Annotated in this window: 24 protein-coding genes; 21 read left to right on the top strand and 3 right to left on the bottom strand. The window is 43.4% G+C overall.

Features of this window, described 5'->3' with window-relative positions:
- Nucleotides 1-3: 3 nt before the first annotated feature.
- Both ACKTT1_RS07115 and ACKTT1_RS07110 read right to left on the bottom strand, forming a co-directional pair.
- Nucleotides 4-387 carry a polymer-forming cytoskeletal protein gene (locus ACKTT1_RS07115; RefSeq protein ID WP_412709083.1) on the bottom strand — a complete coding sequence of 128 codons (384 nt, stop codon included), beginning with the start codon at nucleotides 385-387 and terminating at the stop codon, nucleotides 4-6.
- On the bottom strand, nucleotides 384-1,229 hold the full coding sequence (locus ACKTT1_RS07110) for an S-adenosyl-l-methionine hydroxide adenosyltransferase family protein (protein ID WP_412709082.1): 846 nt from the start codon (nucleotides 1,227-1,229) through the stop codon (nucleotides 384-386). The genes ACKTT1_RS07115 and ACKTT1_RS07110 overlap by 4 nt, the downstream gene beginning before the upstream one ends.
- Nucleotides 1,230-1,388: 159 nt before the next feature.
- On the opposite strand from ACKTT1_RS07110, the gene ACKTT1_RS07105 reads away from it, so the two are divergent.
- The 17 genes from ACKTT1_RS07105 (at nucleotide 1,389) to ACKTT1_RS07025 (ending at nucleotide 19,218) form a co-directional block, all read left to right on the top strand.
- Nucleotides 1,389-1,901, top strand: a complete 513-nt coding sequence (locus ACKTT1_RS07105) for a Gx transporter family protein (RefSeq protein ID WP_412709081.1) — start codon at nucleotides 1,389-1,391, stop codon at nucleotides 1,899-1,901.
- A gap of 78 nt (nucleotides 1,902-1,979) precedes the next feature.
- On the top strand, nucleotides 1,980-2,477 hold the full coding sequence (greA, locus tag ACKTT1_RS07100; RefSeq protein ID WP_369018988.1) for a transcription elongation factor GreA: 498 nt from the start codon (nucleotides 1,980-1,982) through the stop codon (nucleotides 2,475-2,477).
- 4 nt (nucleotides 2,478-2,481) lie between these two features.
- The gene (lysS, locus tag ACKTT1_RS07095; RefSeq protein ID WP_412709080.1) at nucleotides 2,482-3,960 is read left to right on the top strand and encodes a lysine--tRNA ligase; all 1,479 of its coding nucleotides are present in this window, start codon (nucleotides 2,482-2,484) and stop codon (nucleotides 3,958-3,960) included.
- Nucleotides 3,961-4,040: 80 nt separating this feature from the next.
- Nucleotides 4,041-4,532 carry a CtsR family transcriptional regulator gene (locus ACKTT1_RS07090; RefSeq protein WP_369018990.1) on the top strand — a complete coding sequence of 164 codons (492 nt, stop codon included), beginning with the start codon at nucleotides 4,041-4,043 and terminating at the stop codon, nucleotides 4,530-4,532.
- Entirely contained in the window at nucleotides 4,522-5,001 is a 480-nt protein-coding gene (locus tag ACKTT1_RS07085) for a hypothetical protein (protein ID WP_412709079.1), read from the top strand. Before ACKTT1_RS07090 ends, ACKTT1_RS07085 begins: the two co-directional genes overlap by 11 nt.
- Entirely contained in the window at nucleotides 4,998-6,014 is a 1,017-nt protein-coding gene (locus ACKTT1_RS07080) for a hypothetical protein (protein WP_412709078.1), read from the top strand. The genes ACKTT1_RS07085 and ACKTT1_RS07080 overlap by 4 nt, the downstream gene beginning before the upstream one ends.
- On the top strand, nucleotides 6,007-8,463 hold the full coding sequence (locus tag ACKTT1_RS07075) for an ATP-dependent Clp protease ATP-binding subunit (protein ID WP_412709077.1): 2,457 nt from the start codon (nucleotides 6,007-6,009) through the stop codon (nucleotides 8,461-8,463). The genes ACKTT1_RS07080 and ACKTT1_RS07075 overlap by 8 nt, the downstream gene beginning before the upstream one ends.
- Before the next feature lie 8 nt (nucleotides 8,464-8,471).
- Nucleotides 8,472-9,851, top strand: coding sequence for a DNA repair protein RadA (gene radA / locus ACKTT1_RS07070; protein ID WP_412709076.1), 1,380 nt, complete (start codon nucleotides 8,472-8,474; stop codon nucleotides 9,849-9,851).
- 106 nt (nucleotides 9,852-9,957) lie between these two features.
- Nucleotides 9,958-11,004: a PIN/TRAM domain-containing protein gene (locus ACKTT1_RS07065; protein ID WP_412709075.1), complete on the top strand. Its 1,047-nt coding sequence runs from the start codon at nucleotides 9,958-9,960 to the stop codon at nucleotides 11,002-11,004.
- Between the two features lie 6 nt (nucleotides 11,005-11,010).
- Nucleotides 11,011-11,718: a 2-C-methyl-D-erythritol 4-phosphate cytidylyltransferase gene (gene ispD / locus ACKTT1_RS07060; RefSeq protein WP_412709074.1), complete on the top strand. Its 708-nt coding sequence runs from the start codon at nucleotides 11,011-11,013 to the stop codon at nucleotides 11,716-11,718.
- A gap of 5 nt (nucleotides 11,719-11,723) precedes the next feature.
- Nucleotides 11,724-12,200 carry a 2-C-methyl-D-erythritol 2,4-cyclodiphosphate synthase gene (gene ispF / locus ACKTT1_RS07055; protein ID WP_412710568.1) on the top strand — a complete coding sequence of 159 codons (477 nt, stop codon included), beginning with the start codon at nucleotides 11,724-11,726 and terminating at the stop codon, nucleotides 12,198-12,200.
- The gene (locus ACKTT1_RS07050; RefSeq protein WP_412709073.1) at nucleotides 12,164-12,925 is read left to right on the top strand and encodes a septal ring lytic transglycosylase RlpA family protein; all 762 of its coding nucleotides are present in this window, start codon (nucleotides 12,164-12,166) and stop codon (nucleotides 12,923-12,925) included. The genes ispF and ACKTT1_RS07050 overlap by 37 nt, the downstream gene beginning before the upstream one ends.
- Entirely contained in the window at nucleotides 12,910-14,352 is a 1,443-nt protein-coding gene (gltX, locus tag ACKTT1_RS07045) for a glutamate--tRNA ligase (RefSeq protein WP_412709072.1), read from the top strand. Before ACKTT1_RS07050 ends, gltX begins: the two co-directional genes overlap by 16 nt.
- An 11-nt stretch (nucleotides 14,353-14,363) precedes the next feature.
- A complete protein-coding gene (gene cysS, locus ACKTT1_RS07040) occupies nucleotides 14,364-15,791 on the top strand; it encodes a cysteine--tRNA ligase (RefSeq protein ID WP_412710567.1) in 1,428 nt (475 codons plus the stop codon).
- On the top strand, nucleotides 15,791-16,543 hold the full coding sequence (gene rlmB / locus ACKTT1_RS07035) for a 23S rRNA (guanosine(2251)-2'-O)-methyltransferase RlmB (protein ID WP_412709071.1): 753 nt from the start codon (nucleotides 15,791-15,793) through the stop codon (nucleotides 16,541-16,543). Before cysS ends, rlmB begins: the two co-directional genes overlap by 1 nt.
- A complete protein-coding gene (rlmD, locus tag ACKTT1_RS07030; protein ID WP_412709070.1) occupies nucleotides 16,540-17,913 on the top strand; it encodes a 23S rRNA (uracil(1939)-C(5))-methyltransferase RlmD in 1,374 nt (457 codons plus the stop codon). The genes rlmB and rlmD overlap by 4 nt, the downstream gene beginning before the upstream one ends.
- Nucleotides 17,914-18,006: 93 nt before the next feature.
- The gene (locus ACKTT1_RS07025) at nucleotides 18,007-19,218 is read left to right on the top strand and encodes a pyridoxal phosphate-dependent aminotransferase (RefSeq protein WP_412709069.1); all 1,212 of its coding nucleotides are present in this window, start codon (nucleotides 18,007-18,009) and stop codon (nucleotides 19,216-19,218) included.
- 90 nt (nucleotides 19,219-19,308) lie between these two features.
- Here ACKTT1_RS07025 and ACKTT1_RS07020 read toward each other — a convergent pair whose 3' ends face one another.
- The gene (locus ACKTT1_RS07020) at nucleotides 19,309-20,277 is read right to left on the bottom strand and encodes a DMT family transporter (protein ID WP_412709068.1); all 969 of its coding nucleotides are present in this window, start codon (nucleotides 20,275-20,277) and stop codon (nucleotides 19,309-19,311) included.
- Nucleotides 20,278-20,553: 276 nt separating this feature from the next.
- Here ACKTT1_RS07020 and ACKTT1_RS07015 point away from each other — a divergent pair, with 276 nt between their 5' ends.
- The 4 genes from ACKTT1_RS07015 to ACKTT1_RS07000 all read left to right on the top strand — a co-directional run bounded on the left by ACKTT1_RS07015 (nucleotide 20,554) and on the right by ACKTT1_RS07000 (nucleotide 24,750).
- Nucleotides 20,554-21,681, top strand: a complete 1,128-nt coding sequence (locus ACKTT1_RS07015; protein ID WP_412709067.1) for a substrate-binding domain-containing protein — start codon at nucleotides 20,554-20,556, stop codon at nucleotides 21,679-21,681.
- A 15-nt stretch (nucleotides 21,682-21,696) separates the two neighbouring features.
- Nucleotides 21,697-22,791: a uroporphyrinogen decarboxylase family protein gene (locus ACKTT1_RS07010; RefSeq protein WP_412709066.1), complete on the top strand. Its 1,095-nt coding sequence runs from the start codon at nucleotides 21,697-21,699 to the stop codon at nucleotides 22,789-22,791.
- A gap of 129 nt (nucleotides 22,792-22,920) precedes the next feature.
- The gene (locus tag ACKTT1_RS07005; protein ID WP_412709065.1) at nucleotides 22,921-23,919 is read left to right on the top strand and encodes a substrate-binding domain-containing protein; all 999 of its coding nucleotides are present in this window, start codon (nucleotides 22,921-22,923) and stop codon (nucleotides 23,917-23,919) included.
- Nucleotides 23,920-24,750: an ATP-binding cassette domain-containing protein gene (locus tag ACKTT1_RS07000; protein WP_412709064.1), complete on the top strand. Its 831-nt coding sequence runs from the start codon at nucleotides 23,920-23,922 to the stop codon at nucleotides 24,748-24,750.
- Nucleotides 24,751-24,804 lie beyond the last annotated feature (54 nt).

Genomic DNA, 24,804 nt, shown 5'->3' with positions numbered 1-24,804 from the left:
AAATCAGTAAATTTCTCCCTTGACGATACCGTTGATTTCGAGGGTATTGCCACTCTGGTTATAGATATTACCGTTTATAATTCCGTTAACTATTGCTGTAGCGCCTTCTAAAAGTGTTACATCACCGTGGACGACTCCATTTATAATCAGGTTAGCACCAGACTCTACAGTTATGGAGCCTGTCACGATCCCGTCAACCTGTAGTGTGATGCTTGCTTTAACAGTTACATTGCCCTGTATTATACCCAGAAGTTGAGCATCAGTAGCAATTTCCTGGTCACCATACAGTGTTCCTTCTATAAGGGTCGTTTCTGCGTACGTTGTGAGGCTGAATATCAGGAGAAGTAACACTGCCATTAATAAACCTGTAATGATTTTCGGTTTCATAAATTTTCACCCCTTCCCAGTTTTTTTATTTTTCCCTCTATTTGAGGGATTTGAATTTCCACTAAAGACCCTGCTTCTGCCTTCAACCTTTCTCGCGCGTTTCCTTGATTGACGGCTATTTCCAGAAAACCCGAACTATCTCCGTGTATTAGGATTTCACCTTGAGGAATGCTACCGTAAGTTGGTGCATAGTGTACTGTGTATATTTCACCACTTATATATATCGGCAATTTCTGGTAAAACTTTAGTCCTTTTTGAGTAGAAAGCCAGGTTTCTGGAATATTGGTTTCTATATTGCCAAAGCGGTCAAAAAAGGCAATTTCACCAGTGATTTTACCTTTTTCAAGTCGTGGTTTCTGGTAATCGAGCGAGGTAATTTCTGGAAGAGGAGGTCCAAGGTTTTCAAGGGGCATACCTTTGCTTAGGAATGCGGCGCAGGGGGCAAAAATATCTCTTCCGTGAAAGCTGGTCGAGGGTCGCTTTTTGTAAAACAGATTGGCGTTGGCAAGCTCCCTTATCTCAATGATGGTATCCTCTTCTGCGACAAGGGTGAATAACCCATTATCTGGACCCACAAAGAAGTAGTCGCTCTGGGTGGAGAAAGCTATTGCTTTTCTTTCAGTGCCTACACCATGATCGACAACCGTCAGAAAAACTGTTCGAGGTGGAAAGTCTCTGTATGCTCTGTAAAGCACGTGCATTGCCTCTCGAACACAGAAGGGTTCAATCTCGTGGGTGAGATCGATGACCTTCGCTCCCGGGTTGATGGAATGTATAACTGCTTTGCATACTCCTACGTAATAGCTTTTTAGTCCCCAGTCCGAAAGAAAAGCAATGAGCATCTTTTCCTCCTTCAGGGAGAATTATTCATTCTTTGCTGGATAAAAAATTTTACCACTTGATTTGGGTTGGGAAAATCGAATTTGAAAACTCGGCTTAAGTTTTTCAAGAAGTTTTGTGCGATAATAGTCGAAGTAAATTTGGTTTGTGTTTTATTGGAAATGAGTTCCTGGAATAGTGGAAAAGTAGTTTATTTGGGCATCTTCACCGGTATCGCCATTGCACTGCATATCCTGGAAGGTAGTTTTTCTCCTTTGCTTCCTGTACCAGGAGCAAAAGTGGGATTGGCTAATATTGTTACCTTATTCATATTTTTTACAGTTGGTCCTCGGGATGCCCTATTAGTTTTGTTGCTCCGTATACTGGCGGGTAATCTTTTGGGAGGCACTTTTTTAAATGTTGGTTTCTTTTTGAGTGCGAGTGGAGGACTTAGCAGTTTTCTGGCTCTTTGCGTTCTTTCAAAGAAAATGCATTCGGTTACTGTTCTCAGTGTTATTTCAGCAGTGGTTCATAACCTCGTTCAGCTTTTGGTAGCCTTTTCGTACATAGAGAGCAGGGCCATATTCCTGTATTTACCCCTTCTTGTTTTTTCGGGGGTTGCCTTTGGGTTTTTTTGCGGCTATGCTGGTGCTTTTCTTATAAATGTCTGGCGTCAACGCTTTGCTGGAAACTGAGACTATCTCTTGACAATGAGGAAGGCTTTCTATATGGTATTCTGAAAGTTGATAAGCCGTTTTAGGGGGCGTAAGGTAATGGAAAAGAAAATTAGTGATGGGAAAGTTATCCTGACCCGTAAGGGTTATGAAAAACTTGAGGAAGAACTGAAGTTTCTCAAGTCTGTGAAACGCAAGGAGGTAGCTGAAAAGATTCAGCACGCTCTCTCTTTTGGAGACTTGAGTGAAAACGCGGAGTATGAAGAAGCAAAGAACGAGCAGGCTTTTATAGAAGGAAGAATACTTGCGCTTGAGGAAAAGTTACAGAGAGCAATTATTGTTGAGGATACGGAGGAAGATGTTGAAAAGGTGCATCTTGGGGTAAGAGTTTTTCTGAAAAACCTTAATCGGGGCACTGAGACTGACTATACCATAGTTGATTCAGTGGAAGCTAACCCTTCGGAGAAAAAGATTTCTTTTGAGTCACCACTTGCGCAGGCCCTTCTTGGCAAGAAACGAGGTGACATAGTGGAACTAAAAGTGCCGGCTGGCGTAGTCAGATACCAGATTCTGGATATTAAGAAAAGGGGGGAATAACCCTTTGGCTTCTGCAGGAGAGAATAAGGATCAATCATATCTTGAAAGAGTCGAAAAAATTGACTTTTTTAGAGAAAAGGGTCTGGATCCTTACAATGGTCGTTTTTTACGGACTCACTCTGTTACTGAGGTAAAGGAGCGAGAAACTGATTTTCTGGACAAAGATATAGAAGTTGGCGTTGCGGGGAGAATAATGGCGCTCAGGCGTCATGGGAAGGCAGCATTTTTTGATCTGCAAGATTCAAGCGGTAGAATTCAGATTTATGCCAAAAAGGATGTTTTGGGAGAGGAAAAATATCTCTTGTTCAGCAAACTGGATGTGGGAGACCTGGTAGGGGTGAGAGGTCCCGTATTTAAAACCCGTGCTGGGGAACTTACTGTTCTGGCCAAGGATCTTGTGTTACTTAGCAAATGCTTGCGTCCTCTTCCCGAAAAGTGGCATGGCCTTAAAGACGTGGAAGTTCGTTACCGCAAAAGATATCTGGACTTGATTATGAACGAAAAGACCCGCCAGGTGTTTTTTACCCGTTCCAGAATTTTGAAAGAAATTCGAACTTTCCTTGATCAGAAAGGTTTTCTGGAAGTGGAAACCCCTATGATGCAAGTTATTCCGGGTGGTGCGCTTGCGCGTCCTTTTAAGACTTTTCATAATGCTCTTCAAATGGAACTTTATTTGCGCATTGCACCTGAATTATTTTTAAAGAGGTTGGTCGTGGGAGGATTTGAAAAAGTTTACGAGATTAACCGTAACTTCCGTAACGAAGGTATTTCTACTCGTCATAACCCGGAATTTACCATGCTCGAGCTTTATGAGGCCTATAGCGATTATCAGGGTATGATGGAACTTTGTGAAGAGTTGCTTTCCGCTCTGGTTTTAAAGCTCACCGGAAGTTATGAAATTGTTTATCAGGGCCTGAAAGTTGATTTTACTCCGCCCTGGCAAAGAATTTATTTGATTGATTTTTTGAGGGAAAAGTTGGGAATTGATGTGCTTGAAGCCTCCCTTGATGAACTTAGAGGCAAAGCACAGGAGTTGCAAATTGCTTTCGACGATAAATGGGATAGAGGTAAATTTGTTAACGAGTTTTTGGAAAAAGTTGTGCAACCTGAATTGATTCACCCCACTTTTGTGCTGGATTATCCGGTCGAAATCTCTCCCCTTGCTAAAGCTAAAGCCAGCGATCCGAGAATTGCCGAGCGTTTTGAACTCTTCATTGCTCGAGAAGAGTTGGGTAATGCCTACAGTGAGTTAAATGATCCTTTTGAACAACGAAAAAGATTTGAGCAACAGCTTTTGAAAAGGGAAGCTGGTGACATGGAAGCGCACTTCATCGATGAGGACTATATAGAAGCACTGGAGTATGGTATGCCTCCTACCGGAGGTCTTGGAATAGGTATAGACCGTTTGGTAATGATTCTGACTGATTCTCCTTCTATTCGCGAAGTGATTCTTTTTCCACTCTTGCGGACACGCTTGGGTTGACAGTTTGGAGAAGTTAGGTATAATGGTATTGGAAGGTCAGGAATAGTCAATAAGCATAAATATGTTAAGAGGGATCGCGAATGAGGTCTCTTTGTGACACAATCGAGAAGTACTTAATGAAAATGATAGAGAGTTCACCTGATCAGGCAATCGTTGTTCAACGAGGTAAGCTTGCTATCGAGTTTGAATGCGCGCCTTCTCAGATTAATTACGTGCTGGCAACTCGTTTTAGCGTTGCACGTGGTTTCATAGTAGAGAGTAGGCGTGGAGGTAGTGGCTATGTGCGCATAAAACGGATTACCCTGGATCGGTTGGAACCAATCATCAGGTATGTGGAAGAGAGAGACAGAGGTTTGCGGGAAGCGGAAGTGGAGGATTTGGTGGAATTACTGAAAAGGGAAGGATATATTACAGGACGAGAGGCAGCGCTTATGAAAGCAGCGACAATTAATGCTCTTTCTGGTTTTGGGGAAAGTGATGGCAACCTGGTTGCAGAAAAAAATGTGTTGAGGTCACATATTTTGAGAGAAATGTTGCTTCGGGTTTTGGGATGGAGAGAAGATGAAGTGTAGTCTTTGTGGCCGTTTCGAAGCCTCCATAGCTATTTATGTGGTTAACCATAAGAAAGTGAGAAAAAAACTGTTCTTATGCAAGAATTGTGCTTATAAGGTCTCGGTTGCCTACTTTACTAATGCTAACTCGTGTGAATCTTCTGATGTCCCCGTTTCTGGATATACTCTTGACATTGCTTCTCAGAGGTGCGATTTTTGCCAGATGAGCTTTGAGGAATTTTTGCGAAACGGTGTTCTGGGTTGCCCTCGCTGTTATGTTTCTTTCAATTCTTTGTTGGAGCCGTACTTGCGTGCTTGCGGTTCTTACCATGTGGGTAAAAAGCCTTATCTATGGCTTAGACGAAAGAAGCTGGAGAAAAATTTTCAAAGACTGAGGGCAGATTTTGAAAAGTGTGTTTCTGAAGAAAATTATGAGCGTGCTAACTACCTTAAAAAAGTCTTGGAACGTTTGCAATCGAAATTAAAATGAGCTTTTTTTCTTCGTTGAAGCTTTCTCAAAAGAGTTATTCCAGTCGCTTTGGATGGCAAGATTGTGCCGTGCAAGCAGGAGTTCTATACGTGCGTAATTTGGCTGGTTATCCTTTTGCTTCAGGTGCCAGCAACATATGGAGGGAAGAGGTTGTTTGCAGGTTTCGGAAAGTTTTTGAAAAGCACCTTACAAAGAAAGGTTTTAGCTGGTTATGGCTGGACAAAGAAAGTGAAAAAGCTTGCAAGCGTTGGAGAAAAAGTCTTTTTGTGATGCCTGCCTTACATGATACATCAAGGAATAAAGTCCTGGTCTTTAAAGGAGACCAGGGAATCCTGGTCAATTATTGGGACCATTTCAGAATGTTTGCTGAAACTGAGGATCTCGTCCACCTCCATACCTGTTTTCTTAAAGTTGATCGTTTGGAGAGCTTGTTTGGCAAGCATTTTGAGTTTGCTTTCGATGAAAAGATTGGGTTTCTGACTGCTTTTCCTGAGCAGGCGGGGACTGGTTTGCAAGTAGTGGTGAGAGTGCATCTTCCTGCAATTTCTTTTCTTTATGGAGTCGATAAACTGTATCAGTGGTTAAAAGAAAAAGACGGTGTGCTCGTTAGGGGGTTTGGTGGTGGAGGAAAAATACTTGCTCATGTTTTTGAAATTTCTAATTATTTCACGCTGGGATTGAGTGAAGGGGAACTGGTGAAGATGGTAAAGGAATTTTCCGGTTCTCTTTGTCGTTGGGAAAGAGGAGTTCGAGCTTCATTCCTTTCTGATACCCGGCGCAAGAAAAAGTTGCTGGATAGGATATGGTTTCTTCATTCCCTTTGCTCTGAAGATGATAAACCGGATTTCTTTCTGGAATATGCTTCTCTGTTTTTTTTAGCGCAACAGTTAGGAATAATGGTCGAAGCAGAGGGTTTTAATCTATTGAAAACTGACGCAGTCTGTAGAAAGGAGTTTTTGCCAATTCTGAGTTTTTTGAGGAGTAAACGAGGGAGGATTATTCAGTATGTTTGAGAGGTATACTGAGCGAGCAAGAAAAGTCATTATTCTTGCTCAGGATGAGGCAGTACGTCTAAAACACGACCATATTGGCACAGAACATCTTTTGCTCGGTTTGCTTAGAGAGCGAGAAGGCATAGCAGCTAAGATTCTGGATAGTTTTGATATTTCTGCGGAACTGGTCAGAAAAGAGTTGGAAAACTGGGTTCCTCGTTCTGAAACCCAGGGTACTAAGGAAGTGGCTTTTACTCCCCGTGCTAAAAGAGTCTTAGAACTCGCTCTTGATGAGACCAGGAGGCTTGGCCATAACTATGTGGGTACCGAGCATATCCTTCTGGGCATTCTTCGAGAGGGAAGTGGAGTAGGAGCACAGATTCTGAAGCGATTTGGGCTTGACATAGACACAGTTCGGAGTAAGCTCTACGAAATTTTGAATGAAAGTTCTTCTGCGGAGAGAGATTTTTCGAATACTCCTTCGCGTAGGGAGACCAGAACACCAGTTCTTGATGAATTTAGCAGAGACCTTACCCGTATGGCTGAAGAAGGAAAGCTTGACCCGGTGATAGGCCGGGAAAAGGAAATTGAAAGGGTTATCCAGGTTTTGAGCCGCCGTACCAAAAACAACCCAGTACTAATTGGAGAGCCAGGAGTTGGTAAGACAGCCATTGTGGAAGGTCTGGCTCAAAAACTTATTAAGGGAGAAATACCCGAAGTATTAAAAGGAAAAAGAGTGGTTGCTCTGGATCTTGCTGCAGTAGTGGCAGGGACTAAGTATCGCGGTGAATTTGAAAAAAGGTTAAAGAAAATTATCTCTGAAATTGTTCAGAGCAAGGAAGTTATTCTTTTCATAGATGAAGTGCATACTTTGGTAGGAGCAGGAGCCGCAGAGGGAGCCATTGATGCTGCCAATATCCTTAAACCAGCACTTGCTCGGGGAGAGCTCCAAGCTATTGGTGCAACCACGCTGGTTGAATACAGAAAGTACATTGAAAAAGATTCGGCTCTGGAGCGAAGGTTTCAGCCAGTTTACGTTGATGAACCTTCTCTTGAGGTTACCTTGGACATTCTCAGGGGAATAAAAGATCGTTACGAAGAACATCACAAGGTGGAAATTACCGATGAGGCCATTGAAGCAGCAGTAAAACTCTCTAAGCGATATATTGCGGACCGTTATTTGCCAGATAAGGCGATTGATGTAATGGATGAAGCTTCCTCTCGGGTTCGGCTAAGAACTTCCCTGCTTCCTGAAGACATTAAAGAACTGGAGGAAAAAATAAATGAAGTACGCAAGAGCAAGGAATGTGCGGTTCGTGAACAGGACTTTGAAGAAGCAGCTCGTTTGCGTGATGAGGAGGAACGGTTGAGGGAGGAATACAATCGCCGGAAAGAAAAATGGTTTGAAGAAATTGATGCTTTAAGACCCCGGGTTCTCGCACAGGACATAGCGGAAGTGGTTTCAGTATGGACTGGTATACCTGTGGTAAGGCTTGCTACTGAAGAAAAAGAAAGATTGGTGAATATGGAAGCAGAAATTCACAAGAGGGTTATAGGGCAGGAAGAGGCTGTCAAGGTGGTTTGCAGAGCTGTTCGGCGGTCTCGAGCGGGCTTGAAAGACCCTCGTCGGCCTATTGGGTCTTTCCTCTTCTTGGGACCTTCGGGAGTGGGCAAAACAGAGCTGGCTAAAGCTTTAGCAGAGTTCCTTTTCGGCAGGGAAGACTCCCTGATAACTCTTGATATGTCAGAATACATGGAAAAGTTCACCGTTTCAAGGTTGATTGGCTCACCGCCAGGTTACGTTGGATATGAAGAAGGAGGACAACTTACTGAGAAGGTACGTCGTCGTCCCTATTCCGTTGTCCTGTTTGATGAGATAGAAAAGGCAAACCCGGAGATTTTTAATATCCTCTTGCAAATCATGGAAGAAGGAAGACTTACCGATGCTCAAGGAAGGCCTGTTGATTTTAAGAATACCATTGTAATAATGACTTCTAATCTGGGTGCTCGTTTCATAGCATCGCAGAGGGGCATCGGTTTTGGTGAAAAACAGGAAGGGCTTAGCTATCAGGAAATCAAAGACAAGGTTATGGAAGAGGTTAAAAGGGTCTTTCCTCCAGAATTCCTTAACAGGATTGACGAGGTAATAGTGTTCAGACCTTTGAAACAAGATGAAATAGAGCAGATCGTGGATATCTTAATGAAAGAGACTGAGGCTCGATTGAAAGAAAAGAATATGGAGATTGAATTGACTCCTGAAGCTCGCTCTAAAATTGCTCGCGAGGGTTACGATCCGAACTTTGGAGCGCGTCCATTACGCCGTGCCATTCAGAAACTGATTGAAGACCCGCTTTCGGACCTTATTCTTAAAGGAGTATTTAAAGAAGGAGACAGGATTCTGGTTAGTTGTGAAGAAGACAAACTGCGATTTACAAAGGTTTTGCCGCTGGAGTTAAGCCTGCAATCCTGAGGTTAGGAATGAGTTATGTTTGTTCACAATGTGGGTATTCCACTCCCAGTTGGCTGGGCAGGTGTCCCCAGTGTGGGGAGTGGAATACTTTTTTACATAAAGAACAGGAAACAAAACTTCACAACCGCACTAAAGAGGTTTTTCGTAGTCGCACTCAAGCAGTTTCCCTCTCGGAACTTTCGCACGAAGTAACTAAGGGAGCTCCACGCTTCAAAACGGGTTTGTCTGAAGTTGATAGGGTATTAGGGGGAGGGGTTGTTGAAGGCTCTCTGGTTCTTTTAAGTGGTGACCCAGGAATTGGGAAGTCTACTCTGCTTTTGAAGATTTCTCACGGCATAGCTTCTCGTGGTAAAAGAGTTCTTTATGTAAGCAGTGAGGAATCTGTTGCTCAACTTTTTCTCCGTATAACCAGATTGAAAATTGATGCTCACCAAAATTTGTTTCTTCTTTCCACAAACTGTGTAGAAGATATTTTTTCTGAAATAACACGTATTGGTCCGGATTTGGTGGTCGTTGATTCTATCCAAAATTTAGGTTTTGCTGAACAGGCATCTGCTGCGGGTAGTGTGAGTGTCTTAAAGGAACTAAGCTCTCTGTTTATGAATATTGCCAAGCAAGAAAAGAGGGCTTTTTTCATGGTAGGGCACGTCACTAAAGAAGGTGTGGTAGCTGGACCTAAAACCTTGGAACACCTGGTTGATGTTGTTCTCTATCTCGAAGGAGACCCACACCTTGCTCTTCGCTTGTTAAGGAGCATAAAAAACCGTTTTGGACCTACCTGGGAGGTTGGTATCTTAGAAATGGGCGAGGATGGCCTGAGAGATGTTGAGGACCCTTCCCACCTTTTTCTGGCTCCTTCAGATTTGGAGGGTTTGGGTAGTGTCCGCACCGTTCTGGTGGAGGGCAAGAGACCTCTCATGGTGGAGATTCAATCCCTGGTAAATAATTCATATCTGGATTATCCAAGAAGAGTAGCGCTGGGTGTAGAGTCAGCAAGGTTGTTCCTCATTGTAGCTATCTTGGAAAAGGTGGCTCGAATACGTTTTAGCAAATGTGATGTCTATGCAAGTGTTGTTGGAGGTATTCGCAGCTATGAGACTGCTACCGACTTGGCTCTCTGCTTTAGCTTGGCTTCTTCTAAACTGGAGAAACCAGTTTCCAGAGAGGTTGTCTTTATTGGTGAAGTTGGCTTAAGTGGCGAGATAAGGCCAATTCCTCTCCTTGAATACCGCTTGCGAGAAGCTGCTCGGAGAGGAATTAGAAGGGCGGTTATTTCCCACTATGCTATTGCTAATGAGCGAGTTCTTCGTGATAAGTTTAAAGGGAGTTTGGAGTTGAGCGGATACAAGAGTATCCATGAAGCCCTGAAAATGGAAGGCTTGCTGTGATGCGGAATATACTGAGGAGATGTTATAATTGTCCGAGGAGGTGTTGCTGAATACCAGAACCACCTACCTTTCAATTATTTCTTAATGGGAAAGGAAGTGAGGCGGTTTGTCAAAAGGGGATCTTATTACTGTGGTTGTGGTTTTTTTTGCTGTCTTTATTTTAGGGATTTTGATTTCGGGAACAGAAAGCGGCTTGATTTGGGGGAGAATTTTAGGATGGTCTGTAGTGGTGGGGGTTTTAAGTCTGGTTGTAAAAAAGATATTTACTCCCTTTTTGGAACAGGATAGATGGAACGTGTTTGGATTTTTTAGTAAACTCCAGGCCATTGATTTCCTGGTGGGCTTTGTAGGTTTGATTGCAGGTCTTGTAATTGGAGTGTTGCTAACTTATCCCATGTCTTTTTTACCCTTTAAGAATCCCTATCTCCCTCTTGTGGTAACTGCTATTTGCGGTGTGCTGGGATTTTCTTTGTTTTTTTCTCGCAAGGAAGACATTGTAGCCGTTTTTACCGGCATACCTCGCATGAAACTGTTGCGTGGCCAAGCTACTTCTGCCAAGATTCTGGATACAAGTGTAATCGTAGATGGCAGGATTGCTGATATCTGTAAAACTGGTTTTCTGGAAGGCGAGTTTCTCATACCTCGCTTTGTGTTGCGAGAGTTGCAACAAATTGCAGATTCTCAGGACCCTCTAAAGAGAAATCGGGGCAGAAGGGGTCTGGATATTTTAAACAAAATCCGCAAGGATAAAAGAGTCAATGTAAGGATTATTGAGCGGGACTTTCCTGAAATTAGGGATGTCGACGCCAAGCTTGTCAAACTGGCTAAAGTACTGGGTGCTAAGGTGGTTACCAATGATTATAACCTTAATAAGATTGCCGAACTCGAGGGTGTTGAAGTGCTCAATATTAATGAGCTTTCTAATGCCTTGAAGCCCTACGTTTTGCCTGGTGAGGAATTAAAAGTCCAGGTCATTCGGGAAGGCAAGGAAGCAGATCAGGGTGTTGGGTATCTGGACGATGGGACAATGGTGGTTGTTGAGGGGGGCAAAAGGTACATAAATAGTGTGGTTGACACTGTGGTAACCAGTGTTTTGCAAACTCCTGCAGGAAGAATGATTTTTGTTCGCCCTAAGGCATCCTCTAAAAACTAACCTGGAGTGAAAGCCTTGTTCTTTGCAGTTATTGTTGCAGCGGGTAAAGGAGAAAGAATGAACGTCGCCGTTCCAAAACAGTATTTACCTCTTCTTGATAAGCCGATAATTGCTCATACTATTGAGGCTTTTGAGCGTTCCCCTTTGATTCAGGAAATAGTAGTAGTTATTCACCCTGACCATGAGGATATTTTTGTTAAAAGAGTATTGAAGCAATTTTGTTTCAAGAAATTTCGGAAGTATGTCTTTGGCGGCGATACCAGGCAAGAATCTGTGTATAGAGGGCTGGAAGTGTTGAGGGAGAGAAAAAAGGATTTCGTATTTATCCACGATGGGGTAAGGCCTTTTGTTACTGAATCTATAATAGAAAGATGTGCTGAAAGAGTTCAAGAAACCGAAGCTGTGTGTTGTGCAATTCCCTGTGTGGATACTGTAAAGTTTTCAGAAGATGGAACTACTATAGAGAAAACTCTGGACCGCAAGAAAATATGGCGTGCTCAAACGCCTCAGGTGTTCAGGGTTTCGCTCATTCTTGAGGCTATGGAGAAGGCCTTTCAGGACGGGTTTTATGGGACCGACGATTCTTCTTTGGTTGAGAGATTGGGAAAGAAAGTTGCTCTGGTTCTGGGTGCGGAAAACAACATTAAGATAACTACGCCTTTTGATTTCATAAGAGCAGAAGAAATACTGCGCTGGGAAAAGAGGATTTGCTGATGCAGATGCGGGTTGGGATTGGCTATGATATTCATCGCCTCGAAAAAGGGAGAGCGCTAATTTTGGGAGGAGTACACATTCCTTTTGAAAAAGGCTTGCTTGGGCACTCCGACGGAGATGTTCTTTGTCATGCTGTTATGGACAGTCTCCTGGGCGCCGCGGGTCTTCCAGATATTGGGTTTTGGTTCCCCCCTGAAGATCCACAGTTTAAGGATGTCTATAGTCTAAAGCTGCTCTATGAAGTGGGTAGAAAAATTCAGAATGCTGGCTGGCACATTGTTAATGTTGATACTGTGCTTATTGCTGAAAAACCCCGTTTACAGAAGTTTATCCCTTCCATTCGTGAGAAGGTAACCGAGGTGCTGGGTCTTGATACAAGCAGGTTTAACGTTAAAGCTACCACCAACGAAGGAATTGGTGAATTGGGAAAGGGGGAGGCCATAAGTTGCTATGCGGTAAGCTTACTGGTAAGCGAGGATTAATTGTATTACCACTACTTTCGCTTTTTTGGTTTGCCTGGGTGGTGAGAGCGAACGCTCAGCATGCTTTTTCAGTGGCCTGGGAAAGAAAAGCTTCGCATCTTTTTACGATAAAGATTAATGGTAGATTGCTAATGCGAGTTCGTTCAGCGGGTAGTTATAAGAGTATTGAAGAGAGAGCACAGAATCTGGCTCTGAGGCTGGAACATATCCTGGGAAGTACTTTTGACCAACCACCAGATTTTTATCTTCGGGTTGGCAATGCGTCGGTGAAAGCCTTTTGCAACGGTGAGGAGCTTTTTGAAGTTTCAAGGGAAGATGCCCGGCTTAATAACTCTAATCCTTTGGATTTGGCAGCACTTTGGCTTAATAATTTTCAAATGGAGTTTTATCGCCTAAGGGGCTATTACTATAATCCAACCGGGAAGATTATTACTGGCTTTGCTTCATGGTATGGACCCCGTTTTAAGAACAGAACAACTTCTTCGGGGGAAGTATTTAATCCCTATGCATTTACCTGTGCGCACCGTGAGTTCCCTTTTAACACCGTCTTACTGGTTACCAATCTTGCTAATGGCAAACAAGTTGTGGTAAGGGTCAACGATCGTGGTCCGGCACGAAAAAACAGGATTATTGATTTGTCCATGATTGCAGCGAGGACCATCGGTCTTTTACGAGATGGGATTGAGAAAGTGAGAGTGGAGGTGGTCAATTGGCCAGCACAGTAAGGACCCGTTTTGCACCCAGTCCAACTGGTGTTCTCCACATAGGCGGTGCCAGGACTGCTGCTTTTAACTGGGCTTTTGCTAAGAAGAACAAAGGTATTTTTGTTTTGCGCATCGAAGATACCGACCGCGACCGTTCTCAAAGAGCTTACGAAGAAGCTATTCTTAGAGATTTGAAATGGTTAGGTATAAGCTGGGATGAGGGTCCAGATATCAATAACACCTCTTTTGGTCCCTACCGACAATCGGAGCGTATGGATTTTTACAAGAAGTATTTTGACCTGCTTCGTGCCAGGAACGTCCTGTATCCCTGTTACTGCAGTAAGGAGGAACTGGAAGCAGAGAGGAGGTCTCTGCTTAGACAGGGCAAACCACCTCGCTATTCAGGGAAATGTTTTTATCTATCTGAAGAGGAAAGAAAAGAAAAGGAACGTTCTGGTGTAATTCCCTCCTGGCGTTTTAGGGTACCACACGGTAAAAGTATCGTTTTGCAAGATTTGATAAGGGGTGAGGTTAGGTTTCAGAGTGAAGCTATTGGTGACTTTATAGTTTGGAGATCTGATGGATGGCCCACTTATAATTTTGCCTGTGTAGTTGATGATGCTTTGATGAAGATTACCCATGTTATCCGGGGAGAAGAACATTTGCCCAACACCCCTTATCAGTTGCTTCTTTACCAGCTCTTGGATTGGGAACCACCTCAGTTTGCTCATGTTCCCATAATCCTGGATGAAAACAGGTCCAAGCTTAGCAAAAGGAGAAAAAGTGTAAATATCAGTGAACTTCGTGAGCAGGGCTTCTTGCCACAGGCGATTCTTAACTTTCTCTTTCTGCTTGGCCATTCTTTTCCAGATGGTTGCGAATTGGTTCCTTACCAGGAATTACCGGGGCTTTTCTCTATGGAGAGAATTGCCCGCTCCAGCGCTGTGTTTGATTTTAAGAAGCTTATCTGGATAAATGCCAGTTATCTCAGAATGATGGATACTGAAGAAATAAAAACTGGTTTAAAGGAGTTGTTTTCGGCGGAGGAAATTGAGCGCTGGGAGAAAGAGGCTGGTGGTTCACTTAGGATGGCTAAAATTTTGAAGTTGGCCTCTGAAGAAGCAAACACATTAAGGGATGTAGGTGAAAGAATTCAGAAGATTCTGTTTTTTAAGTTTTCGGTTACAGATGGGGAGGAAAAGGAGATTGTTAAACTTTTTTGTTCTGCCTTACCTGGGTTGCCTGTAAATTGCTGGGAAAATGAAGAAGCAATGCGCAATCTCTTGAAAGAGATTCAAAAAGAGAGCGGATTTTCAGCTAAAAAGTTTTTCCAGACCCTGCGTATGGTGCTTATGGGTTGCAAAGAGGGTCCAGGGTTGGATGCTTTATTGGTCGCACTTGGTAGAGATAAGGTATATGAAAAACTCTGTGGACAGGGGAGGATTTGATGAGTTTGGAGATACGTCTTTTTAACACCCTTTCCAGAAGCAAAGAAAAGTTCACCCTTTCCGATAAGGACTGGGTGGGATTTTATGTTTGTGGTCCAACTGTATATGACTACATTCATATAGGTAATGCCCGGGTTTTTGTGGTTTTTGATTCCCTGAGACGGTTTTTACGAGAAGTGGGTTATAAAGTTGTTTTTGTGCAAAATTTTACCGATGTAGATGACAAGATTATCAACAAGGCCAATCAACTGAAAGTCTCTTTTATGGAAGTTGCAGATCGTTTTATAAACGAATACTGGAAAGATGCTGATGCTTTGGGAATCCAGAGAGGGGACTATCATCCTCGAGCTACCGAGCATATCGATGAGATTATCAACCTAATCAGGATTCTCGAAGAAAAAGGGTTTACCTATCTTGTAGAGGGAGACGTGCTTTTTGATGTTTCCCGCTTCCCAGAGTATGGAAAATTATCCGGTAAGAAACTGGATGAGCTTATAGAAGGAGCAAGGGTGGAGGCACGTTATAGGAAAAGAAACCCAGCGGATTTTGTCCTCTGGAAAGCAGCAAAACCCGGGGAACCCTTCTGGGAAAGCCCCTGGGGGAGAGGAAGACCCGGGTGGCACATAGAGTGTTCAGCCATGTCGATGAAGTATTTGGGTCCTACTCTGGATATTCACGCTGGAGGAGCTGATTTGGTGTTTCCACATCATGAGAATGAAATTGCCCAGAGTGAAGCTGCTACGGGCAAACCCTTTGCTCGTTATTTCTTGCACAATGGGTATTTGACCATTGGGAGCCAGAAAATGTCCAAGTCGCTGGGCAATATAATTAAAGTTCGTGATCTCCTAAAAGTACATTCTCCCCAAGTGCTCAGGATAGCTCTTTTTGGGGCTCATTATCGTAGCCCCCTGAGCATGGATGACACTACGCTTGATAATGCCAGGGGTTTTCTTAATAGAATAAAGAACTTTTTGCGTAATTTCTTCTTTATCAAGAGAAATGAATATCGTATCACTCAGGAGGAAAACAGAGAGGTGCTTTTACGAGTTGAGGATTTTAAGATACGTTTTTTTAATGCTCTTGCCGACGATTTCAATACTCCACAAGCCTTGGGTACTATTGGCGAGTTTGTGCGGTTTGCCAATGAGTATTTACATCCTTCACGTAAGAAATGGGATGTTGGCGTCCTTAATTCGATGGAAGCTTTTCTGCAATCGGTAGATAGAATACTGGGTATAATACCTCTGAATTTAATGGATGAGGAGGACAGAGAGGTTATAGAATTGGTTTCTAAACGAGAGGAAGCGAGAAAGGAAAAGAAGTGGCAGGAAGCTGACGCGATAAGAGCGGTTTTGAAGGAGAAGGGATTTGTGCTTGAAGATACGCCTCTTGGGACAAGATGGTATCGTGTCGATGAAAGCGCTCCGGAGGAGCCCTGATGGGAAAAATTATTTATGGTCGTCATGCGGTTCTGCAGGCTCTTAATAATCCCCATCGTAGCTTTGAGAAGCTGATTTTATATCAAGGGGCACAGGGTGAGTCTGTAAAGAAGATACTGGCTCGTGCTCAGGCAATGGGAATTGCAATTGAAATAGTTGAAGATAAAAGGGTTTTTGAGCGCTGGCTCGGGAAGGGCAAAGTTGCTCATCAGGGAGTTCTCTTGTTGACTCGTCTGGAAGAACAGTTTACCTGGAGGGATATACTGGAGCAGGTTAGTGGCGACAGAAGCGCCATTGTTGCTTTTTTGGATAGAATTGAAGACCCTCGTAATCTGGGGGCTCTGGTCCGCACTGCTGCTTTTTTTGGAGCCAGAGGGGTTCTTGTTAGCAAAGCTCAGACAGCTCCTCTTAGTTCCGGTGCGCTTAAAGTAGCAGCAGGAGGGTTTGAAGTTCTACCTGTGGTTCAAGTTAATAATTTTGCGGGAGTTATCAAAGAGTTTAAAGAGGCAGGGGTTTTTATGGTTGGACTGGAGGTAGGGGAAGGCCAGCCTCTCTGGGATATTGACGTGCGGGAAGTACCGGTGGCGCTGGTGGTGGGAGGAGAGGATAAGGGCATACGAAAGCTGGTTCGTTCTCAATGTGATTTTTTAGCTTTCATTCCTTCAGGAGGTAAACTTGCTTCTCTCAATGTTTCTGTGGCCTTTGGGATAGGTATGTATCACCTTTTCAAGCAGAAGAGGTGCTTACAGTGAAGCCTGCAAAAGGGGAAATATTTGAAGGAAAAGTGGTGGATTTTGCACTCCCGGAGGGTCAAGGGGTTTTGAAGAAAAATGGGTTTGTGGTTTTTGTTGGTGGTGTAATTCCTGGCGATGTATGCCGCGTGAAGATTGTTAAGGTAAAGAATAACTTTGCGCTTGGTGAACTTTTAGAACTGATTGAGCCTGCTGAAGGTAGAGTCGAACCCATCTGTCCCCATTTCGAAGAAGGATGTGGGGGGTGTAGTTTGCAATTTCTAAGTTACCCTCAACAGTTGGCTTTTAAGGAAAAAAGCGCTTTTGACGCTTTGCAACGGGTAGGTAAAATCAGCAGAGAAGAAATAGATTATGAAGGGTTTTTCCCTTCGCCTAAAGTGTTTGGCTATCGGAACAAGATGGAGTTCAACTTTGGTCCTTCTCAAGAGGGAAAACTTGCTCTGGGTTTACATCCCAAAAAACGATACTGGGAAGTTCTTGATTTGAAAGTTTGTTATTTAATGAACCACGAGAAAATTGCTCAATTACTGGGCTTTTTCCGTGACTTTGCGGTTCGTAACCAGCTCAGCGGGTATGATCCGGTTAAAAAAGAAGGCTTTCTGCGTAATTTGCTTATTCGCCGCTCTGAGTCTGAAGCAGAATTCATCGTTGGTTTGGCATCCAGGGAGGGAGCGATTCCGAAAACGGAAGAATTAATTCGAGAATTGAAGTCTCTCGTTCCTTCAGTACAGGGGTTGGTCCATATTATCAATAATGCACCAGCGAGTGCTTTAATATTTGAGAAAAAGCAGCTTCTTTTTGGCAGGGATTTTTTTTACGAACGCATTGGCTCAATACGCTATAAGGTGTCCATTGAGAGCTTTTTTCAGGTTAATTCCCCTGGTTGTTATCTGCTTTATGAAAAGGTAAAAGAATACGCCCAGTTGGACCGCAGGCAAAAGGTGCTTGACCTTTACTGTGGAAGTGGAGGAATCGGTCTTTACCTTGCCGACAGTGCATCGAGTGTGTTGGGAGTAGAAGAAAATCCTAAAGCAGTTGAAGATGCCAAGCACAATGCCTGGTTAAATGGACTGGATAACTTCATCTGTGTTTCAGGACGGGTGGAAAAAATGCTTAGCGGCCTTTCTTCTCAGAAATTCGATTGTGTGATTCTGGATCCACCTCGTGCGGGTCTTGATAAAAAAGCAGTGAAAAAAGTCGTCACACTTGGTGTGCCTTTGATAGTTTATGTTTCCTGCAATATTGGTACCTTTGCCCGCGATGTGCTTTTCTTTAGAGAGGGTGGTTACCAGCTTAAGAAAATTTGCTTTATCGACCTTTTTCCTCATACCCCACATTTTGAAACTGTGGCTCTTCTGCTCAAAGCCTGAAGTGGCAACAAATTTTGTTTCTTTTAGCGAAAAAATATTGCAAAAAGCAGATGTAATGCATTAAAGTATTACCAACAGGTAGAGGTGATAACGATGAAGGTTATCGAAAAAATTAAAAAGGGAAGCAATCTTAAAGCTTTTATAGCTAATAGAGTTTTTCAACTTCGCGGGGAAGGAGCGTTTGAAGTCCTGGCTCAGGTTACCGAATTAGAGAAACAGGGCAAAGAGATAATTCACCTGGAAATTGGGCAACCAGACTTTGATACTCCTTACAATGTTAAACAGACAGCTATTCAGGCTATACAGGAAGGGCACACCTATTACGTCCCTTCAGCGGGTATAGCAGATTTAAGAAAAGCGGTATGTGAGTATATGAAGAGGACCAGAAATATTGAAGTAACACCTGAAGAAGTTGTTATCATGCCAGGTGCAAAACCAGTGATTTTCTTGAGTTTTTTGATGCTTCTTGAGGAAGGGGACGAGGTTATTTATCCAGACCCGGGCTTTCCAGCTTATCGTTCGATAATCGATTTTGTCGGTGCCAAAGCAGTTCCCCTTAAGCTAAGAGAAGAAGACGGGTTTAGAGTTAACCCCGATGAAATGAGAAAATTGATTACTGGCCGCACAAAAATGATTGTTTTAAATTCTCCTCATAATCCTACCGGTTCTGTGTTAACCGAAGAGGAAATGAGAGCTATAGCCCGAATTGCACAAGAAGAGGATCTGTTGATTTTTACTGATGAAGTCTACAGTGAGATTGTTTATGGCGGAAGGCATATTAGCATTCTGGAATTTCCTGGAATGAGAGAGCGAACCGTAGTGCTTGATGCTTTTTCCAAAAGCTTTGCAATGACTGGCTGGAGATTGGGATATGCTGTTTTACCCAAGGAGTGGGCAGAGTATCTAACCTTGCTGGCTACTAATTCTTATTCCTGCACCTGCACCTTTACACAAATGGCGGGAGTGGAGGCCTTACTTCGTGGTGACAAGGCAGTAAAGGCCATGGTTTCTGAATTTAAACGAAGGAGAGACTTTCTGATAGAGCGCTTGCAGAATATTAAGGGTTTAAGCTTTGTTAAGCCTGAAGGGGCATTTTACTTTTTCCCAAATATTCGTAGTTTTGGCTTGAGCTCTAAGGAAATGTCGCAGTATTTGCTTGAAGAAGCTGGAGTGGCCCTTCTTCCGGGTACCTGTTTTGGAGATTTTGGCGAAGGATATTTGAGGATTTCTTATTCCAATTCTCTTGAGAACATTGCGGAAGCTATGGATCGCATTGATAGAGCCTTGCAGAAACTTCGTGTTTAGGAGGAAGGAATATGAGGTTGATTTTGACCAATTTCAAGCGAAGAGGGCAGCTCTTGAGCAAGGGAGAAGAGCAGGCGTTGTTGCAAAAAATTATAGATCTCCTTTACGCTGAAGGGCTTGAGTTTGACCTGAAGGTTGAAGAGATTGAAAGCGGTGAATAAATGTTCTGGACATCTCACAGCTAAGAATGCCCCCCAGTATTAATACACACCCCGCTATAGTGCGGGGTGTGAACTTTTCTCCCCAGAGAAGACTTGCAAAAAGAGCGGCAAATACTGGCTCAGAAGCAAAAATAAGCGCCACATGGGTTGAGGGTGTGTGCTTTTGGGCTATCTTTTGGACAATAAAAGCCATTGCTGTAGCAACTATTCCCAAAAATATAACCGCAAGTGGTTGCGCGAGAAAGATTGTGGTAATACTGCCGGTGGTTGTGTTGGATAAGATGCTCAGACTCAAGACAGTCACGATGCTGAATTCCCCAAACGCCATGGAAAGGCCGTTTGCTTTGCTGGCGAATTTTTCGACCAGTACTATTTGTAAAGCGTAAGCGGATGCTCCAAGCAGAGTTAAGATATCTCCTCGCAACCAGGATTCGCTCTGGTTGGTGGCCAGCTCTTGAGGGGTGAGAATTAAAAATAGTCCCAGAGTTGAAAGGACTACTCCAAGGTAAACGTGAAGTGAGGGTTTGCTTTTTAGGATTATCCAGGAGATAAAAGGCACCAGAATAACACTGAGACCCGTTATGAATCCGGACCGGGCGGGAGTAGTGAAAACCAGCCCCCAGGACTGAAAAAAGTAGCCAGCGAAGAGAAAAACGCCTGGCAAGAGCCCTCTTTGAAAGCTTTTAAGCTCAAACTTTGACTTCGAAAACAGAAGAAGTGTGAAAAGAGCTGCAACAAGGAATCTTCCAAAAAGTATCTCGGCAACGTGAAAATTAGCAAGTAAATTTTTCATCGTCACAAAGGTTGCGCCCCATATGGCGCTCACACTGAGTAAGCCCAGATCTGAGAGTAGTGTTAAAGTTCTTTTTTGTGTTTCTGGTTTACTTTGATATTGCATATTGGTTTTTTCACCGCGCATGAGTCAAGTTGTGTAACAATTAATTATATCTGAAATGTCTACTCAAAAAGGGGGAGGCCGTATTAGTCGTTCCTTCTTGGTTTAAAGTATGTGTTCAAGGGAAATTGGCGACCTGTATGGTTTTTTGAAAGTTGTTACTCATTTATTGCGCAAAATTTATAGTTCTACCGGTTGACTTTGGTACAAAGTTTTCTTAAACTGGTTAAAAGTAAAAATTTTTGTCAGAAGTAATTTTGGAAAAAAGGGTTTTGCCAGATGTCAAAAAAAGTTACGCTTAAGGATATAGCCGATGAACTGGGCATTTCTCTGGCTACAGTTAGTAGAGCCCTCAACGGAAAGGGAAGAATCAGCAAAGATTTGCGCAAAAAGATTATCGAGAAAGCAAAGGAGTTGGGGTACCTTGCCCCCAGAGTGCTGTCTTATAACCGTAAGCTGGACAAGAAGATGGTTGTTCTTTTCCCTCAGGATGCTTATTTTTGGAGTGCTGTAGAGAATGGGGTCTTTGATGCAATTACTTTTTTGAAAGAATGGGGTATGGAGTTCGAAGTATATCGTACCAAAGGCCACAACCTATCTGAACAGAACCTGATTCTGGAAAATCTTTTGGAAAAACAAAAGTTTGATGCCTTGCTGATAGTGCCTTCGGATCTCACTAAACTCGATTATTTTATAAATGCTTTCCATATAAGGGGAATCAAAGTTGCTACCTTTAACGTGGATGCTCCTTTCAGCAAAAGGCTTTTCTATGTTGGTCAGGATTACTATGTTGCAGGAAGAATGGCAGGAAAGCTTTTCAGATTATTTCTGGGTAGCAGGAAGGGTAGAATTTGCACTGTAACCACTAATAAGCAGGCTCCTTCTCATGTTATGAGATGGCAGGGTCTCACCGATTTCATTAATGAAAATAACTTACCCTACGATGCTTCCTGGGTGGTTGAGGTAAAAGACGAGGAAGAAGCTTTTGAAGTGACTGGTAAATACCTGGTTGATGAGGAAGGCGTTGCTGGTATTTTTATGAGTACTGCTTTTGGTAACTATGGAGTTGGTAGAGCTCTGCAACAGGTAAAACCCAGGAAGGAAGTGGTGGTCATCGGTAATGACCTTTCTGAAGAGTGGAAACCGTTCCTGGAAGCAAATCTGATTAACTGTTCTCTTTATCAATTTCCATATTTGCAAGGGTTTTTGGGAGTTGTTTTTTTGGCTCTATGTCTTGCCGAGGATTTTTCTCTGGATGTGGAGGTAATCAATTTACCAGTAGTTCCCCTTTTTCCGGAAAGCGTGAAAGGTTTTGCTCTGGAAGATTTTGAAAAGTTACTTTCTAAACTTGTTTTGTGGAATAGGGAGTGTTTATTATTCCCTTCTTTTGAGGCTTTAAGCGAGTAAATGGGGGTTATAAGTTTGCTTTCTAAAGAACGAGTATTAACTGCTCTTTCTCATCAGGAACCTGACCGGGTACCCGTTCAGGCCAGCTTTACTCCCGAGTTTGCCTTGCGCTTGGAGCAACACCTGGGATTACAACCTTCTTCCACCGTGAATCCCCATGGAGGGGAAGAGCACTTTCTGGAAGGGATTCTTGGACTTGACATCATTCAGTATGCGGTAGGAATAGCTAATTCTTATTATTTATGCGAGGAAGAGGAATATGTTTGTGAATGGGGAATTCGCTGGAAGCGTGTTCCCTATGACACACCATTTGGGCGTGGTTATTACACGGAGATTGTCGAGCATCCCCTGGCTGAAGATGCAGCGATTGAACACTATGTCCCCCCTGACCCCCAGAGAGAGGAGCTTTATCAGCCCCTTCGAAGCCTGAAGGAAAGATTTAGTAAAGAGTATTTCATTTTAGGGGTAACGGTATGCACTATCTTTGAAGGAGCCTGGTATCTGAGAGGCATGGACAAACTGCTCATGGACATGGTCTTGGATGAAGAGAAGGCCAACCTGGTCCTTGACATTCCCTTCAGGTTCCATCTTGCGGCTGCCAAAAGACTGGTTGAGGAGGGCGTAGATGGCATCTGGCTGGGAGATGATGTGGGTACTCAAAGGGGAATGCTGATTTCTCCAGAGCTGTGGCGTAAATACCTGAAACCTCGCATGGCAACTCTCTGCCAGGAATTAAAGCAACTCAAACCAGACCTCAAGATTGCCTATCACAGCGATGGCAATATTTATCCCATAATTGATGAGCTGATAGAAATTGGAATAGATGTACTCAATCCAGTACAGCCCCGGGCCATGGACCCTGCATACCTTAAAAAAAGGTATGGTAAAAGACTTGCTTTTTGGGGAACCATTGATGAACAGTACACTCTTCCCTTTGGTACTCCAGATGAAGTGAGAAATGAGGTAATGGAAAGATTGAGAACAGTTGCACCAGGAGGAGGCTTTATTATAGCCCCTACTCACCATGTGCAACTGGACACCCCACTTGAGAACTTCTTTGCCTTTCTGGAGACAGCCAGAGAAATGGGAAAGTATCCTATTAAGGTTTAAAGGGGAGGTGATGGATTTCTTCGAAGGTGGTAAACATTCAATGTCTGCATGTTGAGCATGTTTTGGTGTTGAGTTGTCTGTTGGTGTTCGATCGGGAGTTGGTTAAAGTTTGAAAGGAGGGTTTAGATAATGAAAAGAGTTATTCTTCTGGGAGTAGGAATGCTGCTTTTGGTTACCTTTTTAGTGTTGGTAGGAAGTCCTGCTTTTGCAGAGGGAAAGCGCTTCGAAGGGATAAGAATTCGTTTCTTCTGTGGTGGACCTCCGGGTGGTCCTTTTGCAAGTGTTGTGTATCGTGGTGCCAAAGCAGCCGAGGAAGATCTGGGTTGTACTGTTGAGTATGTTTTTTCCGATTGGGATCCCGAAAAGATGGTAAATCAGTTTAAAGAAGCTATTGCCTCTAAACCAGATGGTATAGCTATCATGGGTCACCCGGGTGACGATGCATTGGATCCCCTGATCGATCAGGCTTTTGAGCAGGGCATTATTGTAACTTCTCAAAACACCACGCTTCCTAAAGCTGAAGCTAAGTATAAAGCTCGCGGTTTTGGTTATGTCGGTCAGGAGCTTTACGAATCTGGTTATATGCTTGGTAAAAGTGCTGTAGAAATGTTTGGTCTTAAAGAGGGAGATCGAGCTATGGTTTGGGGATTACTTTCGCAGCCTACTCGAGGTTTGCGGACTAAGGGAGTTATCGATGCGTTGAAGGATAAAGGACTGGTTGTTGATTATCTTGAAATTTCTCCTGAAGTAAATGCTGAAGCTCCGCTGGGTGTTCCCGTGTTCACTGGTTATGTATCTTCGCATCCTGACGTAAAACTGGTAGTGACTGATCACGGAGCTCTTACTGCCACCATGGAAACTTTCTTCCGGGCAGCAGGCTTAGGACCTGATGATGTGGTTGGTGCTGGGTTTGATCTTTCGCCAGCCACTCTGGAGGCTATCCGCGGTGGATATACAGATTTGGTTCTGGATCAACAACAGTTCTTGCAAGGATATCTCCCTGTTTTGCAGCTCTGCATGAGTATAAAATATAAATTCTCAGGTTTGCATATTGATACCGGTTCGGGTTTAATTCATGCTGGTAACGTTGAAGAAATTGCACCTTTAGTGGAGGAGGGAATCCGTTAATTGGCTGAGAATTCTCACCTGGTTTCCATGGTAAATATTTGCAAGTCTTTTGGCCACGTGGAGGTTTTACGTAACGTGAACTTCCACGTGGGCTACAATGAAATAGTAGGACTTCTTGGTGACAACGGAGCTGGTAAGTCAACCCTCATAAAAATTCTTACTGGAGTCCACAGGCCGGATTCAGGAGAGATTTACTGGAAGGGCCAGAAGCTGGAGAACTATTCAGTAGCTAAAGCTCGAGACCTGGGAATTGAGACCGTATTTCAGGAAAGAGCTCTTTGTGAACAGCACACTCTCTGGAGAAACATCTTCATGGGAAGAGAAATCGTTAACCAGCTTGGCGTAGTGGATATCAAAAAGGAAAAGGAAGAAACTGAGCGCATCATGCGTCAGTACATGGGTTTTACTTCTGCGGCCTTGAGTGTGGACTCGGTGGTTGGTACCCTTTCAGGAGGAGAAAAACAGGGTGTAGCTATAGCTCGGGCCCTTTATTTCAAAGCTGATCTCATCATTCTGGATGAGCCCACCACTGGTCTCTCTCTTTCTGAAACCCAGAAAGTGCTGGGCTTTGTACAGCAAATTAAAGAACAAGGGAAATCAGCCATTTTCATCACTCACAACATCTACCATGTTTATCCGGTAGCAGATAGGATTGTGATTCTGGACCGGGGAAGAGTGGTGGGAGAGTTTCTCAAGAAAGACATCTCACTCGAAGAACTGGTCAATCGCCTTTACTTGGTTGCAAAGACTGGTAAACTCAACGGTGATGTGGCTGAGGATCGTCCTCCTGAGGGAACTGAGGGTAGTGACTTACAACATTTGATGCCTTAGTAAGTGCTTAAAAGAAATGGCTCCCATCTTTGGGAGCCATTTCTTTTAAGCGAG

The sequence above is a fragment of the Atrimonas thermophila genome, assembly GCF_045864955.1.
Lineage (GTDB): Bacteria > Atribacterota > Atribacteria > Atribacterales > Thermatribacteraceae > Thermatribacter > Thermatribacter velox.
Note: the sequence above shows the minus strand (reverse complement) of the source record. Positions and strands in the feature narration are given on the sequence as shown.